20 protein-coding genes are annotated in these 16,047 nt (G+C 69.2%); 6 read left to right on the top strand and 14 right to left on the bottom strand.

Annotated elements, in window-relative coordinates:
• Positions 1–177 precede the first annotated feature (177 nt).
• From MED15_RS31885 to MED15_RS31870, 4 genes are all read right to left on the bottom strand, one after another.
• Positions 178–600: an SHOCT-like domain-containing protein gene (locus tag MED15_RS31885; RefSeq protein WP_112737736.1), complete on the bottom strand. Its 423-nt coding sequence runs from the start codon at positions 598–600 to the stop codon at positions 178–180.
• Positions 601–611: 11 nt separating this feature from the next.
• Positions 612–869: a hypothetical protein gene (locus MED15_RS31880; RefSeq protein ID WP_112737735.1), complete on the bottom strand. Its 258-nt coding sequence runs from the start codon at positions 867–869 to the stop codon at positions 612–614.
• Positions 869–1,246: a DUF2089 domain-containing protein gene (locus tag MED15_RS31875; RefSeq protein ID WP_208646756.1), complete on the bottom strand. Its 378-nt coding sequence runs from the start codon at positions 1,244–1,246 to the stop codon at positions 869–871. The genes MED15_RS31880 and MED15_RS31875 overlap by 1 nt, the downstream gene beginning before the upstream one ends.
• Positions 1,247–1,468: 222 nt before the next feature.
• Positions 1,469–1,912, bottom strand: a complete 444-nt coding sequence (locus tag MED15_RS31870; RefSeq protein WP_146752881.1) for a hypothetical protein — start codon at positions 1,910–1,912, stop codon at positions 1,469–1,471.
• A gap of 151 nt (positions 1,913–2,063) precedes the next feature.
• Here MED15_RS31870 and MED15_RS31865 point away from each other — a divergent pair, with 151 nt between their 5' ends.
• A complete protein-coding gene (locus MED15_RS31865) occupies positions 2,064–2,396 on the top strand; it encodes a YciI family protein (protein ID WP_112602027.1) in 333 nt (110 codons plus the stop codon).
• 206 nt (positions 2,397–2,602) lie between these two features.
• Here the strand turns inward: MED15_RS31865 and MED15_RS31860 are convergent, their stop codons facing one another.
• Positions 2,603–3,676, bottom strand: coding sequence for a glycoside hydrolase family 43 protein (locus tag MED15_RS31860; protein WP_244220649.1), 1,074 nt, complete (start codon positions 3,674–3,676; stop codon positions 2,603–2,605).
• A 148-nt stretch (positions 3,677–3,824) separates the two neighbouring features.
• Here MED15_RS31860 and MED15_RS31855 point away from each other — a divergent pair, with 148 nt between their 5' ends.
• Positions 3,825–4,166, top strand: coding sequence for a hypothetical protein (locus MED15_RS31855; protein ID WP_146766765.1), 342 nt, complete (start codon positions 3,825–3,827; stop codon positions 4,164–4,166).
• A gap of 130 nt (positions 4,167–4,296) precedes the next feature.
• Positions 4,297–5,301, top strand: a complete 1,005-nt coding sequence (locus MED15_RS33895; protein ID WP_181562477.1) for a hypothetical protein — start codon at positions 4,297–4,299, stop codon at positions 5,299–5,301.
• 256 nt (positions 5,302–5,557) lie between these two features.
• Here MED15_RS33895 and MED15_RS31845 read toward each other — a convergent pair whose 3' ends face one another.
• The 3 genes from MED15_RS31845 to MED15_RS31835 all read right to left on the bottom strand — a co-directional run bounded on the left by MED15_RS31845 (position 5,558) and on the right by MED15_RS31835 (position 7,694).
• Positions 5,558–6,442: a S41 family peptidase gene (locus MED15_RS31845; RefSeq protein WP_112730422.1), complete on the bottom strand. Its 885-nt coding sequence runs from the start codon at positions 6,440–6,442 to the stop codon at positions 5,558–5,560.
• Between the two features lie 91 nt (positions 6,443–6,533).
• Complete coding sequence (locus MED15_RS33320) at positions 6,534–6,725, bottom strand: hypothetical protein (RefSeq protein ID WP_146754499.1); 192 nt, start codon at positions 6,723–6,725, stop codon at positions 6,534–6,536.
• A 303-nt stretch (positions 6,726–7,028) separates the two neighbouring features.
• Positions 7,029–7,694: a TetR/AcrR family transcriptional regulator gene (locus MED15_RS31835; RefSeq protein ID WP_112602023.1), complete on the bottom strand. Its 666-nt coding sequence runs from the start codon at positions 7,692–7,694 to the stop codon at positions 7,029–7,031.
• A 101-nt stretch (positions 7,695–7,795) separates the two neighbouring features.
• Here MED15_RS31835 and MED15_RS31830 point away from each other — a divergent pair, with 101 nt between their 5' ends.
• Positions 7,796–8,710, top strand: coding sequence for an SDR family NAD(P)-dependent oxidoreductase (locus MED15_RS31830; RefSeq protein WP_112730418.1), 915 nt, complete (start codon positions 7,796–7,798; stop codon positions 8,708–8,710).
• A gap of 105 nt (positions 8,711–8,815) precedes the next feature.
• Here MED15_RS31830 and MED15_RS31825 read toward each other — a convergent pair whose 3' ends face one another.
• The 3 genes from MED15_RS31825 to MED15_RS31815 are packed head-to-tail and all read right to left on the bottom strand — an operon-like array spanning position 8,816 to position 10,197.
• Positions 8,816–9,205 (bottom strand): hypothetical protein, encoded by a 390-nt coding sequence (locus MED15_RS31825; RefSeq protein ID WP_146766764.1) that lies wholly within the window; start codon positions 9,203–9,205, stop codon positions 8,816–8,818.
• Positions 9,202–9,423 carry a hypothetical protein gene (locus tag MED15_RS31820; RefSeq protein ID WP_112737730.1) on the bottom strand — a complete coding sequence of 74 codons (222 nt, stop codon included), beginning with the start codon at positions 9,421–9,423 and terminating at the stop codon, positions 9,202–9,204. Before MED15_RS31820 ends, MED15_RS31825 begins: the two co-directional genes overlap by 4 nt.
• Before the next feature lie 54 nt (positions 9,424–9,477).
• On the bottom strand, positions 9,478–10,197 hold the full coding sequence (locus MED15_RS31815; protein WP_112602019.1) for a DsbA family oxidoreductase: 720 nt from the start codon (positions 10,195–10,197) through the stop codon (positions 9,478–9,480).
• Between the two features lie 114 nt (positions 10,198–10,311).
• Here MED15_RS31815 and MED15_RS31810 point away from each other — a divergent pair, with 114 nt between their 5' ends.
• Positions 10,312–10,743, top strand: coding sequence for a winged helix-turn-helix transcriptional regulator (locus MED15_RS31810; protein WP_112730410.1), 432 nt, complete (start codon positions 10,312–10,314; stop codon positions 10,741–10,743).
• Positions 10,744–10,748: 5 nt separating this feature from the next.
• Here the strand turns inward: MED15_RS31810 and bla are convergent, their stop codons facing one another.
• The 3 genes from bla to MED15_RS31795 form a co-directional block, all read right to left on the bottom strand.
• On the bottom strand, positions 10,749–11,672 hold the full coding sequence (gene bla / locus MED15_RS31805; RefSeq protein ID WP_112730408.1) for a class A beta-lactamase: 924 nt from the start codon (positions 11,670–11,672) through the stop codon (positions 10,749–10,751).
• A 26-nt stretch (positions 11,673–11,698) separates the two neighbouring features.
• Entirely contained in the window at positions 11,699–14,311 is a 2,613-nt protein-coding gene (gene rph, locus MED15_RS31800; protein WP_112737896.1) for a rifamycin-inactivating phosphotransferase, read from the bottom strand.
• A 199-nt stretch (positions 14,312–14,510) separates the two neighbouring features.
• Positions 14,511–15,212, bottom strand: a complete 702-nt coding sequence (locus MED15_RS31795) for a DUF4396 domain-containing protein (RefSeq protein ID WP_112587531.1) — start codon at positions 15,210–15,212, stop codon at positions 14,511–14,513.
• Between the two features lie 156 nt (positions 15,213–15,368).
• Between MED15_RS31795 and MED15_RS31790 the strand changes: the two genes are divergently transcribed.
• Entirely contained in the window at positions 15,369–15,839 is a 471-nt protein-coding gene (locus MED15_RS31790; protein ID WP_112587529.1) for a hypothetical protein, read from the top strand.
• The last annotated feature ends 208 nt before the right edge of the window (positions 15,840–16,047 follow it).

The raw sequence follows: 16,047 nt of genomic DNA, 5'->3' as shown, positions 1-16,047 counted from the left end.
CCCCCGCCCAGCGGCGGGACGGCGCGGAGGGACCACCCGTCCGAGTGGTCCCTCCGCTGGTTTGCTGGTGAGTGGCTAAACTTCAGGTTGGCAGTTCACCTGTGCTCTGCTGCGGCGGGCGCAGCCTCGGGAGGGTGTTCCAGCACCCTCTCGAGGGGCCGTCCCATCGGACGGCGCCTACTCGCAGAAGACCCGCACTGTGGCATCGGGTGAATCCACCTCCACGGTGACCTCGTCGAGGTGCTCCACGAGCGCCTCCAACTGCTCGGGCTTGAGCTGCGTCAGGTCGATCGGCACGCCCGAGTCGCTGAGTGAGGCGTTGGCCTTGACCAGGGCCTGCGGCGGGATCAGAGCCGCCAGCCGTACGCCAGCGCGCAGCAGTTGCAGTGGCACCCGCACGTTGACCCGCGACGGCTCGCCGTTGTCGGTGGCGTCCACCACCACCCGCAGGTACTTCACCTTGCCCTTGGGTCGGGCGTCGTGACTCGCCGTCGCCGATGCGTGGTCCCGTTCGAGTGCGGTGATGAGCTGCTCCGCCTCCTCGGCGGTGATCTTGCCGGCGGCCAGCATGTCGAGGATGTCCTTGCGTTGTTCGGTCATTCGAACCTCTCCTATCGGATAGCCACGAGCACGGCCGTGCGGCAGTGCTCGATGTCGAAGCGGGCGCCGGGCAGCGCGGAGATGACACGCCAGGCGGCGCCGAGTGCCCGCACCACACCGATGCGGAACACGACGCAGGCCACGATCGCCGCCAGCACGACCAGGACCACGACCGGGAAGAGCACGAGCGCCACGGGGAGCACCGGAATCCAGAAGCGGATGGGCCGGCGGTCCGGGCGGTTGACTTTGACGGTCACCAGCTGCGGCATCACGTCGGGCCGCCCAGCTCAGCCAGCGCCTGCTGTGCGGTGATCTCACCGCGGCGCAACCGGTCGATGATGTCGGCTCGCGAGGGCGCCGGGTCGGTCTCGACGAAGTCGAGCATCTGCGTGATCCGGTTGAGTCGTGACTTGATCGTCGGGTAGCTCACCCCGAAGATGCGTTCCATCTCCTTGATCGAACCGTGGCAGCGCACGAACGCCGTGACGAAAACCTGATCATCGACGTTGAGCTGAGCCAGTTGCGGTGGCTCGAACTCGCCCTCGATCGCGACGCCGTTGCTCGCCAGGCGCACCCGCTCGACGACGAACGGCTGCCCCCGCGTCAGGCTGGTCAGGTCCTGCCAGTCCATCGCCTGTCCTGTCATACCTAAAGTTGTATCTTAAGAATCCTCAACTTCCAAGAGTCTGATCTTAATTTTTCTTAAGGTACGCTCGGTTGGAAGAGGCCTGGGTCGATCTCGCCGCCGGCCGGGAATGCGAAACCGCGGCGGGACCCGAAGAGGTCCCGCCGCGGTCGAAGGGTGTTGCTTGCCGAGCGCCCAGCGGGCGGGAGCGGGCAACCCCGACTCCCGCCCGCGGCAAGCGGATCAGCACATCCGGATGTACCAGACCGGCGAGAAGTCGACGGCTTCCCAGGCGACTCCAGAGCTGAAGCCGCGGATCGGGTTGCGGTTCTGGTCCATGATGTCGGCCCAGGCGCCCCAGGTCTGGTTGTTGTAGATGGAACCCCAGCCGTTCCAGTTGGTGAGCGAGTACCACCGACACTGGTACAGCACGAACATGCGTCCGCCGAAGTACGTGTCGGTGTAGACGCAGGTGGCGGTGTAGGGGCAGGGGCCGACAGCCTGGGACGAGACGCCGCTGATGCCGGCGTTCGGGTTGTCGGAGGCGATCGCGTTGGCCGGGTTGGCTGACTGCGTCGTGACACCAGCGATCGGATGGTCGGCCGGGGCCGCGGTGGCGGCCGACGGCACTGCGAGCGTGGCGAGGAGGGCCGCGAAGGCCCCGATCAGGAGCATGCGTAGCTTCATGCATTCACGATGCCCGATGGGTATGGAAGCAGAGAGTGCTTCACCTGTGACGGAAAGTACTCCATCTGTTGAGGCGTCAACGACCTGGCATTTCGGCCGGGGTCGTGATTGCGACTCGGCGGCCTGCGCGGGCCGCCGCTAGGATGCCGGGGTGGGCAGGTTCCTGGCGCTCTTCAACGGCGCGGCTGACGAGGCCGACAAGGCCGAACTCACCGAACAGCAGCAGGCCGAGTTCCTGAGCGCGTGGGCGTCATGGGCGCAGGCCAACGAGAAGGCCATCGTCGACCCCGGTGCTCCCGTGAACGCCAAGAAGCGGGTCACGGCGCGAGGTGTCGAGGACTTCACCGACGCCCTGATCGCCTACACCATCGTGGAAGCGGGCTCGCACGACGAGGCGGTCGAGATCTTCTCCGGGCACCCGCACCTGGGACTGTTCGCCGGAAATTCCATCGCGGTCCTGGAGTGTCCGCCGCCGCCCAGCTGACACTCGCGCGCCGCCCACGATCCACTCGCCTTTACGGAAGTCGGGGTGTCCCGGCTCCATGGACACCCCGACTTCACGGAACCCGAGTCGATCTCTCACCACTGGCCGGCAACACGGAACCGCGGCGGGACAGGCAGCCCGGCGGCGGCAGCCTCCTCCGGCCCGTGGGTGATTCAGCCCTACACGAACGAAGACTCACGTCCGGATCACTCGAAGAACTTGATGCTGAACCCGGTGTCGGCCGTCGGGCCGGGCACGTTGGCGCGGCGGTAGGTGGTGTTGCCCCACCAGCAGAAGGTGCCGGTGTACCAGTAGCGGTTCGCCCAGGAGTACGCGGTGCCCTTGGGCACCCCGTGGTACATCAGCGGGAACCTCGGCCCGGCGGGTGGGCTGGTGGCGATGTCGCCGTTGAGCAGCACGAAGCTGTGGTGACCAGGTCCGTTCACGTGCAGGGTCGGATCCCAGCCGGCCATCATGGTGGCCCGGTTCGAGCCGAACAGGCAGCCGTTCGACTTGTACCAGTCCCACACGTACGTCGGGTCGCCGCCGGCGCGCAGCCGTAGGTCGGCGAGGCAGTACTGGTCGCTCCAGCTGCCGTTGGCGGAGTAGACGATGTGGAGCTGCCCGTTGGGGTCCCTGATCGCCTCGGGTGACTCGTTTATGAACGGGTTGCCGACGACGCGCTCCCAGCTCTCGCGGGGCTGGGAAATGATGTACCGGCCACCGGTCGGGGTGAGCGGGTCGCTCATCCGGCTGAGGTAGATGTTCTGTTCGACGTTGGTGTCCCCGGCCCAACCCGACCAGACGAACCACCGCTGCCCGTTGAAGGTGAACAGGCTGCCGTCGATGGCCCACTTGCCGTCGGGCAGCGCGAGCTGCCGCTCGGCCGTGTAGCCGCTGGCCGGTGACGCCGAGTGGATCGCGTACATGCGGTGGGCGGTGCCGCGTCCCGCTGAGAAGTAGATGTAGTAGCGGCCGCCATCGGTGACGATCTCCGGGGCCCAGACCTCACCGAGGTTGCGGCTGTCCGTCCAGACCTGCCGCGCGGGTGCGGCGGCCAGCGCGTCGGGAGAGGCCGCCTGCCGCACGGCGATCCCGCCGTTGACCGACTGGACGGAGATGTAGGTGCCGCCGACGCGGATCACGCTGGGGTCGGCGGCTCGCATGCCGGTCTGCCCGGCCGCCGCCGGCGCGGCGCCGAGCAGGGACAGGCCGGTGGTGAGCACGACGGCCAGCAGGAAGGAGAGGAGTCGCGGAAGGGTTCGGCTACCGACGTTCACGATCGGGATTCCTCTCCTCGATGGAGCTGGAGGCAGCAATCGACACCCATAGATTAGGGCAGGAGTTGCTGTGCCACAGTGTTTCCGCGAGCCGGCCTCGGAGTTGGCAGTCGCTGGCGCGGGCATGGGTGCGCTAGCGTTCGGCCCCATGGAACCCGTGGACGTGGTCTTGGCCGTCGTGTGCGCGGCGGCCAACCTGGCCATGGCCGCCGTGCTGCTCGTCAGGAGCCGTGGGGGCACGGCCGTGCCCCGGATCTTCGGCCGCCGACAGCCCCTTCCACGCCTGCGGGCCGCGATGCATGCCTGCCTGGGGCTGGGACTGGGCGTCGGCCTGCTCGTCAAGGACATCTTCCCGCCGGACTCCACGGGCGACGCGGTGGTGTTCCACGTGGTGAGGATCTTGCTGGTGGCTGCTGTCGTCACCGCCCTGCTGAGCGCCCTCCGGTACCCGCGATCCCTCTCTAGCGAGACCGCCCGCCAGGGGCGGTGACCGGGAGAGCGGCGAAACCGCGATCCGACGGAAGTCCGACGTTGGGTGTCCGCTCGCTCACGCAGGGTCCAACCTGGAAGCCGGCTCGCCATCAGGGCGGTCAGTACACAGGGGACATTGGAGGGCTCAGTTGCTGATCATCGCGGAGGAGAAGGACGCCTACCCACCGAACGGTCAGATCCCCAACATGGACACCGACGCGAAGGCGTGCGGCGACATCCTGACCAGGATCGAACCGCTCCTGCCCACCGACCTTCGGGCAGAGGTGATCGGTGCCTTGGTGACCTGGTCGGAGAGCGTGCTGAAGCCAGGTCAGAGCTTCGGTACGTGGGCCGAAGCCATCACCGCCGCGACCAGATACGCACATAGCGACCCCGCGCTCAAGACCGACGACAGTCAGCGGCGTCGTGACCAGGCCGTCGACGACGACGAGGTGGTCAAGCTCAAGGCGGCGGTGGGGAGTACGGGCAAGACCGGCGACCCGCAGATCGCGTTGCGCGACGAGAGCCGCAGGTGGGCGAACTGCGGGATGGCGGCGTTCCAGATTCGCGAGCTGTTGCACGCAGCGGGCGGAAAGCCGGCCAGCGTGTCGCGCGAGACCTACGGGACTGGCGGCGGCGACGCGCTCAAGAAGGCGCTGCTCGTCAAGCCGGTCGGCACCGCTACCGTCCTGCTGCTCGACTGCCAGTTCCCGCAGGTGCACAACTTCATCATCGAGGTGCACCACGACGGGTCGCGCTACCTTGCCCAGGGCTACCAGGGCACCTACTTCGCCCACTGGTGGCTCGGAATCAACGACAGCTACTCCTCCAAGAAGCCCACGCCCGAGATTCTCGCTCTGCGTGAACGGTACGGGTTGGGTCGGGCGATCAGCCTGGAGGATTACGCGACCCTGCTGGACGGCCTGGTCGCGGCCGTCTCGTCCGACTGGCAGGAGACCGCCAACCAATGGTCGGCGTTGCCGTTCAACCCTGACCGGCAGGAGATCGACGGGATTCGCCGCCGGTCCGGATCGCCGACGCTCCTCGTCGAGGTGTTCGAGCTGGGCAAGCCCGCCGTGGCTCGGGCGGCGCTCGGCGACAACGGCGTCGCGTCGCTCAGCGAGCTGGCCACCCGAGGAATGGCAACGGCCTGACACGGCCTGCTCGGCGACGTGCTCAGCGTCGTGCTCGTGCTCAACGTGCAGGCCCTGCTGTACCTGGCTTCCGGTGCGTCGCCTACTTCGGCCTGCGCACTGTCCGGCAGCAGCGGCGTCCCGCCGTACGGCAGCGCGCCACCGTCGACATCGAGTAGACCAGGCTCGCGGCGGTTTGGCGGAAGAGTAGTGCGTGGCCTACGCGATCCCGCTGCTGCCGCCGGCGGACCAGCGACGGCCGCCGAAGCAGCCGCGCCTACACGCCCGAGCTGGCCTTGAGTGCCGTGTCGAGTGCCTGGTCTGCCGGGACGGGTACGTCGGGGACCACTCCGACGCCCTCCCAGTTGGTGCCGGTGACGCTGTTGATGGTCCGGGCGGTCGGCACGGTCACGAGGATGTGTTCGGTGACCGGGTGGCGGGCCGTCGGATGCGCGCCGCCACGCGTCGTCTCACCGACGACGACGGCCCGGCCGTGCGCCTGAAGGGTGTACGCCACGTCCTCGCCCCCGGAGAACGTCACCGCGCTGGTGAGCACGTGGACCGGGCGGTCCGCGTAGCGCGGCGCGGGCAGGTGCGCGGTCGTCCAGAACTGACGTGTGGCGCCGGTGGACCGCTCGTAGAAGTCGTTGAGGTGCACCTGGTCGTCGCGGAAGAAGTAGCTGCACCACATCGCGGCTCCCTCCGGTGTTCCGCCGGAGCAGGCGCGCAGGTCCAGGATGAGCGCGGAACTGAGGGCGACCAGTTGCATGGCCGCGCCGATCGCGGCGGCGCCTTCGTCGGCGTACGCGATGCGCCGCACGTCGATGAGCCCGACGTTGCCGTCCAGGTGCTCGACCCGGCGGATCCCCTGGTTCTCCGCCCTGAGCAGCGCGAGGAACGCGGCCCGCCCGCCGTCTTCGTCGGCTGGATCCAGCGACTGCGGCTGGTCCGACCACAGCAGCCGCAGATGCTTGTCCGGGCACACCTTTTGAAGGTGAGCGGTCACCGTCTCGCAGAGCGCCGGCCCGTCCAGGTTGTCGTACTCGCCTGCCGAGAGACGGCGCCGGATCGCGGCGTCGATGTCCGCTACCTTCTCAGGAAAGACGTACCCCGCCTCGATCCGGTCCAGGGCCTGCCCGATTATCTGTTCGTTTGAGAGCACGGCGGGCCACGGTAGACCGCAATCAGCCTCATGGCCACCGGGTTTCGCACCGACCCAGGTGCCACGAGGTGTGGCCGTAGCCCGTCCACCGTCAGCCGTCAGAGCGTCGCCGTCTTTCTCTGAGCACAAAGCTCACGGCCACGAGGAGCAGTCCGACCACGATCATCCCGCCGGCCAGGTACCGGAAGATCGGTTGGACATCCGGCCAGGCGAACTGCGCCGCGATGATCAGCACGAAGAATGCGAGTACGACCAGCGCACCTGTTGCTTGACGACGCAGCATCGTGACCTCCCCTGCGAACCTGCGCGGCTTCCCCAATCCCGCTGCTGCCGCCGCCGACGCAGCAGGTGCACGAGCACGGCAGCCAGGCCCACGACGATGATCGCGGCGGATGTGCCCACGAATGCGTCTGGATAGCGCTCACCGACGGTGCTGGCGAGCACGTACCCGATGATGGTGCCCAAGACCATGAGGAGTATGCCGAGAGTCGGTCGCTTCACTGGCCTCACTCCTTTGAGGACTCACACCTGGCCCTCTCGGATGTGCTCGAATTCCTCGTCGGTCAAACCTCGAGAGGCTTCCGACTCAGGAGCGCGGCAGCATGCCCACGAGCGACGTGATGATGGAGACCCGCAGGGCTGTCCGTAGGTCGACATGGTGGACCGCGAGCGCCGGCTCGGATTCGTAGACGGCGAGCAGGCTCGGCGGCGGCGCGGTGTAGGCGGACAGCGCGCCACCCATGATCAAGGCGTTCAGGCAGAACAGTTCGGCGTTGTCGCCGACCTCGGGCAGGTGTCGCCGGACGAGGTCGGCCATCACCGCGAGGTTGCCCAGTGCGGCCCGCTTGTGCCGGCGGACCACCTCGACCGAGACGTTGTGTTCGAGCACCCCGCCCTGCGCGCCGAACAGATCGCAGAGCACCGTCTGGGCGGCGAGCGACCGGCTGAGCACGTCGGCCGTCTGCTCCGCCCGTTCCATCGCCGGCCGGCTCAGGTCGACACCGTGGGCCAACTCCTGGTCCAGTTCGGTCAGCCAGGTCGTCGTCCGGTCGTCCAGCAGGTCGAGCAGGATCGCCTCGCGGGACTCGAAATAGCGCAGCACCGCCGTCTTGGCCAGGCCGACCCTCCGGCTCAGCTCGTTCAGGGTCACCTCGGCCACCGGCATCTCGTCGAGCATCGCCGAGGTCGTCTCCAGGATGGCCCGGCGTCGGACCTCACGCTGCTCCTCGCTGCGCGCCCGCTGGAACGTCATGACACCAACCCTAGCTTAGGTACCGGCGGTCCCTTGACAGCGTACCGGCGGTACCTTATCGTTTCAGGCATAAGTTACCGGCGGTACCTAAGGAGCTTGAGATGAAGTGGACCGAGCAGCAGATTCCGCGCCAGGACGGCCGGGTCGCCGTGGTCACCGGCGCCAACACCGGGCTGGGCTTCGAGACCGCCCGGCGGCTCGCTGAGCGCGGGGCGTCGGTCGTGCTGGCCGTACGCGACACGGAGAAGGGCAAGCTCGCCGCCGCCCGGATCAACGGCGACGTCTCCGTACGGGAACTGGACCTGACCTCGCTGGAATCGGTGCGCGCCGCCGCGGCCGGCCTGCGCGCCACCCACCCGCGGATCGACCTGCTGATCAACAACGCCGGGGTGATGTACACCCCGAAGCAGACCACCCGCGACGGCTTCGAGATGCAGTTCGGCACCAACCACCTGGGCCACTTCGCGCTCACCGGCTTGCTGCTCGACTTGCTGCTGCCCGTGCCCGGCTCCCGGGTGGTCACCGTCAGCAGCGTCGGCCACCGCATCCGCGCCGCCATCCACTTCGACGACCTGCAATGGGAACGGTCCTACGGCCGGGTCGCCGCCTACGGCCAGTCGAAGCTCGCCAACTTGATGTTCACCTACGAGTTGCAGCGCCGGCTCGCCGCGCACGGCACCACCGCCGCGGTGGCAGCGCACCCCGGCATCTCCAACACCGAACTGGCCCGCAACGCCCCGGCGGTCGTCCGCGGACCGCTGACCGTGCTCGCCCCCGTGATCACCCAGCCCGCGACGGCGGGCGCGCTGCCCACCCTGCGGGCCGCCACCGACCCGTCCGTCCTCGGCGGGCAGTACTACGGCCCCGACGGCCCGGGCGAGTCGCGCGGCTACCCGAGGCTTGTCACGTCCAGTCCCGAGTCCTACGACGTGAGCGTGCAGCAACGCCTCTGGGCTGTCTCGGAAGACCTCACCGGCGTGCGGTTCCCGGTGGGCAGGGCAGCCGTCGCGGCGTGACCGTGCCAGGCGCGGGTACGCGGTCCGGGCGCGGGCAGGGGCTGGCGACGGTGGTCGATCACAGGCGGCGGCGGCCCGGCGGGCGGCGCGGCGGCGGTCAGGTGGTCAGGGAGCTGTCGTCCCTGCCCTCCGCCGGGCCAGTGTGTCGCGGACGGTGAAGACGACGAGCGAGAGCGGCACGAAGACCCACAGCTGGAGCACTGTGTAGCGGCGCAGTTCCCGGTCGGTGTCGACGCCAGCCAGTTCGGCGTCGAGGGCGCCGCGTCGCATCAGCATGAGCGCGTACGTGGACAGCGGTGCGTAGTTGAGACCTGCACCGGTCAGCCACAGGCCGAACGCTCGGCTGCCGAGGTCGTTCGAGGACGACAGCAGCCAGACGCCCCACGTCACCATGACAACCACGCCGACGAGGAATTCGGCCAGAATGATCCGCCGTCGGCGGGTGGTTCCTCGGCTGCCGTACATGTCGACGGCCGCCAAACGACGAACGTTCACCAGACCGATGGTGCCACCGACGGGCAACCCGTCACAGAGTCGGGCGGGACCGCGGGGGCCCGGAACGGCTGGATCACCCACGGGCCGGTGGTGCCGGCCGACGCCCGGCTGTCGGTGCCGACCAGCGTCGCCGCGATCATGGCGAGCATCGTCACCAGGCTCGGGTGGGCGATCCACTCGCGTTCATCAAAGTCGGGGTGTCCCAGGAGCCCGGACACCCCGACTTCACGAAACCCGAGTCGATCTCCTGCCACCGGCCGGGCAACGGGACCTCAGGTGGTGCGGTCGGGCACCGCGCACCCGTCCGGGGCGCACATGCCCTCGGTGTCGCCGATAACCGGCAGCGGCTGCGGCGTCGGGTGGCTCTCGGCCCACGCTTTGTCGATGACCGCGAGCAGGTCGTCGAGGCCGATCGCCCCGGGAACGGCGAAGCGGCCGTCGAAGACGAGGAACGGCGCGCCGCGTGCCCCGAGGCGCTGTGCCTCGCGCTGGTCGGCCGCCACGCGGGCCCGGTAGCGGCGGCTTCGCAGGGCGTCGGCGGCTTCGTCGTGGTCCAGGCCCACCTCGGCGGCGAAGTGGAGCACCTCCTCGACGGTCCACAGCTTGCGGGCCTGCCCGAAGTGCGCGCGGAACATCGCCGTCCAGGTCTCGGCGCCGCGCCCCTGGTCGGTCGCGTAGGCGAGCAGTTCGTGGGCGAAATCCGTCGGCCCGAGGGTGCGGTCCACCGCGTGGTAGGGCGTCAGACCCTCCGCCTCGGCCGCCCGCTCGATGGGCCGCAGGACCCGGTCGACGGTTGTCGCGGGAGCCCCCGCCATCGTGATCAACTCCCGCTGACTGACCCCCGCGCGGGGCAGGTCGGGATGGAGCTGGAACGACCGGTGGATCACCCGCACCTGATCGCCGTACGGGAGCCGGTTCAGGGCCTGGTGGAGCCGGTGGTCCATCAGCCCGCAGTACGGGCAGACGATGTCCGACCAGAACTCGATCTTCATGGTGCTCCTCAGTGATTCTCACTTCTTGTTCGTAACGCCATGATGCATCAGAATCGGAGGGCCACAAAAGGTACATTCATGTGCGTAGCGCGGGCTACGCGGAGGGGTGAGGGGATGAGCGCAGGAGATCTTCGGCGCAGACGCACCAACGTCCGGGGCAACGTCCGAGCCGCTCCGGGGCCCTGCGCGCACTGGAACGACGAGGACGCCGACTTCATCCGGGAGGTCCTGGACCTCGTCGGCGACAAGTGGAGCGTGCTGATCATCGGCACGCTCGCCGACGGCAGTGTCCGCTACTCGGACCTGGGCGACGCGATCCCCGGTATCTCCCAGCGCATGCTCACGCTGACCCTGAAACACCTCCAGCGCACCGGCCTCGTCACCCGGACGTCGTACCCCGAGGTGCCGCCCCGCGTCGAGTACGCCCTCACCGACCTGGGCAGGTCGCTACTCTCCACGGTCCTGGCCCTGGCGGCCTGGTCCGCCGACCACCACGCCGAGATCCGCCGCCACCAGACCGCGTACGACAGCCGCGCCGCGACCTGACGGGCTCATGCTCCCAGTTGGGCGACGACCACGCGGGTGGCCTGGGCGATGACGGCGTCGTCGGGGGTGGCGTCCTTCCTGTCGCGGCTGGACAGCACGGCGAGCACGATCGGGGCCCGGTCAGGCGGCCAGATCACCGCGATGTCGTTGCGGGTGCCGTACCCGCCGGTCCCGGTCTTGTCCCCGACCACCCAGCCGGCCGGCACCCCGGCGCGGACCAGCGCCGCGCCGGTGGTGTTGCCCCGCAGCCAGGCGCGCAGCACGTCACGGTCCGCCGGTTCCAGGGCAACCCCCACGGTGTACGCCCGGAGGTCGCCGGCCAGGGCCCGCGCTGTGCTGGTGTCCCGCTTGTCGCCCGGTGTTCCCTCGTTCAGCGCGGTCTCGTAGCGGGCGACGTCGGTGACCGTGTCGCCGAGCGCGCGCAGCTTCGCCTCGAACCCCGCCGGTCCGCCAAGGTGGCGCAGCAGCAGGTTGCCGGCCGTGTTGTCGCTGTAGCGCACGGCGGCGTCGGCGAGGGCACGCAGACTCATGCCCTCACCGACGTGCTTCTCCGTGACGGGGGAGTGCGCCACCAGGTCCCGCGTCGAGTACCGCACCACGCGATCCAGTTGGGCGTCGGTGGTGCCGTCGAGCACCTCGGCGGCAGCGAGAGCCTTCCACGTCGAGGCGTACGCGAACCGCTCGTCGGCGCGGTACTCCACAGTGCGGCCGGTGCCCGTGTCGACGGCGTAGATCCCGAGTCGTGCCCCGAACTGCTCCTCCAACCGCCGGAACTCCTGATCGGGGGCCAGCGACGGGGCGAGCGTCACCTCCGGGCTCGGCGTCGTCCGCGCCCCGGTCGCCTCGCCGCCGCTGCCGCACCCCGCCAGCGACACCACTGTCGACGCCGTGGCCACCCAGATCGTCAGCCGTAGGACCGAAACCGCCATCGTCGTTCCTCCTGTAACGCCGCCGGTCAGGGCAGGATCTCGACGTACCCGTCGCTGCCGTGCACGCGGATCCGCTGCCCGTCGCGGATCAGCCGGGTGGCGTCGAGCACACTGACGACAGCCGGCAGGCCATACTCCCTCGCGATCACCGCGCCGTGCGTCATCAACCCGCCGACCTCCGTCACCAGCCCGGCGATACCGACGAACAGGGGCGTCCAGCTCGGGTCCGTGTGGGCGGTGACGAGGATGTCACCCGCTTCGAGGTCGGCCTGCGCCATGTCCAGGATGATGCGGGCGCGTCCTTCGACCGTCCCGGCGGACACCGGCACACCGGCCAGGGCGCCGGCCGGCACGTCGTCGCGTCGGTACGCCCCGGTGATCGCCTCGCCGTCGGAGGTCAGGACCCGGGGCGGGGTGAGCGCCTGGTACGACCGGAACGCGTCCCGGCGCTGCCGGATCAGCTCATCGTCCACCCGGTGCGTGCGCGCGACCTCGTGGAACTCCTGGAACGTGAGGTAGAAGACGTCTTCGGTCTCGGTGAGCACCCCGGCGCGTACCAGGCGCTCGGCCTCTGCCAGCAGGGCCTGCTTGTAGATGAAGTAGCGGCTGATGATGTCGTACTTCGGGTACTCCCGGTAGCCGATGAAGGTCCGCACCCGGTCGATCATCCGCGCGGTCTCGTCGGCCTTCTGCTGCCCGTCCGGCAGCGCCCGCAGGCGCGTCAACACCTCCTGCGCCTTCTGCTGCGCCTGCTGCTGACCCTGCTCGAAGCGCCGCCGGGCCGAGCCCGGCTCGAAGAGCTTGATGTTGTCCAGCAGCACGGGCACCAGCGTGCCGGGGCGTTCGCTCCACCGAGGCCTGGTGATGTCGATCTCGCCGACGCAACGCATGCCGTACCGGTCGAGGTACGCCTCGATGGCGGCGCGCGCCTCGGCCCCGCCCGCGACCTTCGGCAGTTCGTCGAGGAAGTCGTCGTGTGCGCCTTGCAGGAACGCCACCACCTCCGGATACGGACGGATCACGTCGGCGACGTCGAGCAGCGCCAGCCCCATCTCCGACGTGATGTTGCCGGGGGCGGACAGGGTGAGGGTGTCCGCGGCGTTCTTCTCGCCCAGCCACTCGTGCAGCCGGTCGTTGAGCCACCAGGTGGCCTCCATGCCGGCCATGATCGCCTGCATGTTCAGCGGATCGCCGAGGACCCGCTTGTGCTCCTGGAAGGCCTCCAGCAGGAAGTCGAACAGCGCCGTACCGGTCACCGGCGCGATGTCGCGCCGCAGGGCGGCGATGGACGCCTCGCTGCGCTCGATCAGCTCGGTGACGATGGCCGGGTCGGTCTCGATCGAGGTGGACGCGCCGCCGGTCGTCGGCCTGCCGGGCCCGCCGGTGTCCGGGAGCGTCGGAACGAAGTCCCCGCGGTCGATCAGGGTCTCCAGCGCGTCCCTCATCAGCGGATCGGACTTGCCCGCCAGGTTCAGGAAACCGGCGCGGCTCGCGGGTGAGGCAAGCAGCCGGGTGGCGTCGACGAACAACCTCCCGCCGGCCTCCAGCATCTGGGCGATGGCCGTCAACTGCCACATGGAGAGACCCAGCGGCCGCATGGCGTCGGTCATCATCTGCTGGTGACCGACGGAGAGATAGACGTGGTTCTCCTGGTCATCGGCCGCCGGGATGGGGAACAGCGTGGTGATCGGCCGGCTCTGCACGATCTGGAAGTCGTCGTCGACCATGCACCACTCGATGTCCTGCGGGCGGCCGAAGTGTGCCTCGATCCGTCGCCCGAGCCGAACGAGTCGCACCACCTGCGCCTGCGTCAGCGCCGGCTGCTCCTGCCGCTGCCTGTCGATCGCCACTTCTCGCGTGCCGCCCCCGGGCAGCGCGGTGACGGCACGCTGCTTCGCGGCGACCGTGCCGGCGACGACCTCGCCGTCGCGCACGGTGAAGACGTCCGGGTTCACCAGGCCGGACACCAGGGCCTCGCCGAGGCCGAAGCTGGCGTCCACTGTCGCGACCTTCCGGTTGCCCGTCACCGGGTCCGCCGTGAACAGGATGCCGGAGGCATCCGGCAAAACCATCTGCTGTACGACGACAGCCATCTGAACGCTGCGGTGGTCGATGCCGTTGCGCAGGCGGTAGATGACGGCCCGCTCGGTGAACAGTGACGCCCAGCACCGGCTGACGTGCCGCAGGATCGCCTCCGGCCCCACCACGTTCAGGTAGGTGTCCTGCTGGCCGGCGAAGGACGCCGTGGGCGTGTCCTCCGCCGTCGCGCTGGACCGCACGGCGTAGGCGGCCTGCTCGCCGAACCGGGCGAGCGCGCTGGTGATCGCGGCCGCCAGGTCGCCCGGAACCGGGACCTCCTCGACGCTGCGACGGATCTCCGCGCTGAGCGTGCGAATCGCCTCCCGGTCGTCCGGGCTCAGGCGCGACAGCTGATCGAGCCGATCGTCGATCGACGGCGCCTGCGCCATGATCCGCCCGAAGGCGGCCGTCGTGACGCAGAACCCCGCCGGCACCCGGATGCCGTCGATCCGGGACAGCGCGCCCAGGTGCGCGGCCTTGCCGCCGACGACCGACACCTGCGTCTCGTCGACCTCTCGAAGATCCAACAACGTTGCCCGGTCGCCGCGGTCCCCGTCCATCGACAACACACCCACGTCGCGCCCCCGTTACCTCGTTTGTGCTGGTCCGGCCGCCGATTCTGCGCCACGACCGGGGTCTTGCCGCAAGCCCCCAGGTGCGGTATACGTTAGAAGTGGCAGGGAGAGTGATCTCCTTGCCGCTTGTTTTTTGTGCTGCTTGTTCCTTGCCGGGGCAGCCGAGCCGGCGATCCGGCCCCGCTCAGTCGTAGGGGAGTCGGCGCGGCTCGAACCTCAGCCTTCGGCCGAGCTGCCAGGAGGCGGTGGGCCAGGCCGCGACGAAGCCGGCTATCAGCCCGAGCTGACCGGCGAACCAGAACGTCGGGCTGTCGGGTCGCAGGTGTAGCTCCGGAAAGACCACCCGATGCGCGAGGGTCAGCCACACGAACAACGCCACCTCGAACACGGTGATGGTCAGCAGCTCGATCCTGCCGACGCTCGACAGTGCGTGCCAGACCTTCGTCAGGCTGCGACCCGGCCCGGCGAAGTACCGGAAGAGCACGGCGATCGTCACCGCCGTCAGGTAGTCGCCGGCGTAGGCGACCCACAGCGGGTCCTCGGCCGGGTCGAATCTCACGGCGTACAGGGCGACCTCGGCGACGATGAACCCGAGAGCGCAGTGCGCGCCGCAGCGGGACACGTGGGTGACGACGATGCCCCGGCGGGGCCGTCGCGGTTGATCCTCCTGCCGCCGTTGAGAGAACGCCTCAGGTCTGCCCCAGTTCCAGTAGAGGCGGACAGCGGCCGGGCCGATGTAGAGGACTGTCACCAGCCAGACGATCTCCATGACCCGGACCGGCTGACGGTTTCCGCGGAGATAGGTGTCGGCCAGCACGACCGCGAAGCTGACGACGCCGACCGCGAGCGAAGCCCACGAGAGCGCTACGAGCCAGGTTGGTTGCATCCCCGCCCCTTCCGCCAGCCGGGCGAGTCTTTCATGGCGTACTCGTTCAGATCGGCGGATCGGGCGTTCCCGCGTGCCGGCGCGGACGGATTCACCCTCCCCGACCCTGCCCGGACGGAGGAGTGAACCAGCCAGCCGCTGCACTACGGTGCGAGGGTGACGAGTGCCCCTCGCGAAGCGGAAGCGCGCGTCGGTCCGATCGGCGCGCTGCTCAGCCGACTCGTGTTCCTGGCCATCTGCCTACCCGGACCGGTCCTGCTCGTCGCCGCCGTGACGCTGGACCCACCGCGATCGTCCAGCGACTTCTGGGGTCTGCTGGTCGGTGGCGTCCTGGCGACAGCCATCGGTGTCGGGTTCGGCGTCTTCGGTTGGCGGGTGGTGGGCCGCTCGCGCCGTGACGCGCGTCGGCTGGCCGCGGCTGGCGTCGCCGCGATGGCGGAGATTCTCGCGGTGGCGAACCACCTGGACGGCGAAAATCCCGGGCTGGAGCTCCGCCTGCGAATCAGTGGGCCGGGGTTCACCCCGTTCGAGGCGGACACGATCCACGCGGACGATCCGGCGCTCGTACCGGGCGCGGTGCTGGCGGCGGTCGTGGACCCCGCCGACCGTCTCTTCTTGATCATTTAACTTCTCCTGGCACCCGCCGGATTCCATCTCGATCGCGACGACCACGGACCGTGATTCGCGGGGTCGAAGAGGCATCGCCGCGCTGGCACACTCTCGGGCATGGTCGACTGGTATTCGCGGGCCGAAGTGGACGGCGACGTTGTCCGGATCTCGGAGCCGCACGTCAACGAACTGCTGTCGGCGGAGCATGGAGTTTCTCGTCGACCTC

It is taken from the genome of Micromonospora noduli, from assembly GCF_003264475.1.
In the GTDB taxonomy this organism is placed as follows: domain Bacteria; phylum Actinomycetota; class Actinomycetes; order Mycobacteriales; family Micromonosporaceae; genus Micromonospora; species Micromonospora noduli.
Note: the sequence above shows the minus strand (reverse complement) of the source record. Positions and strands in the feature narration are given on the sequence as shown.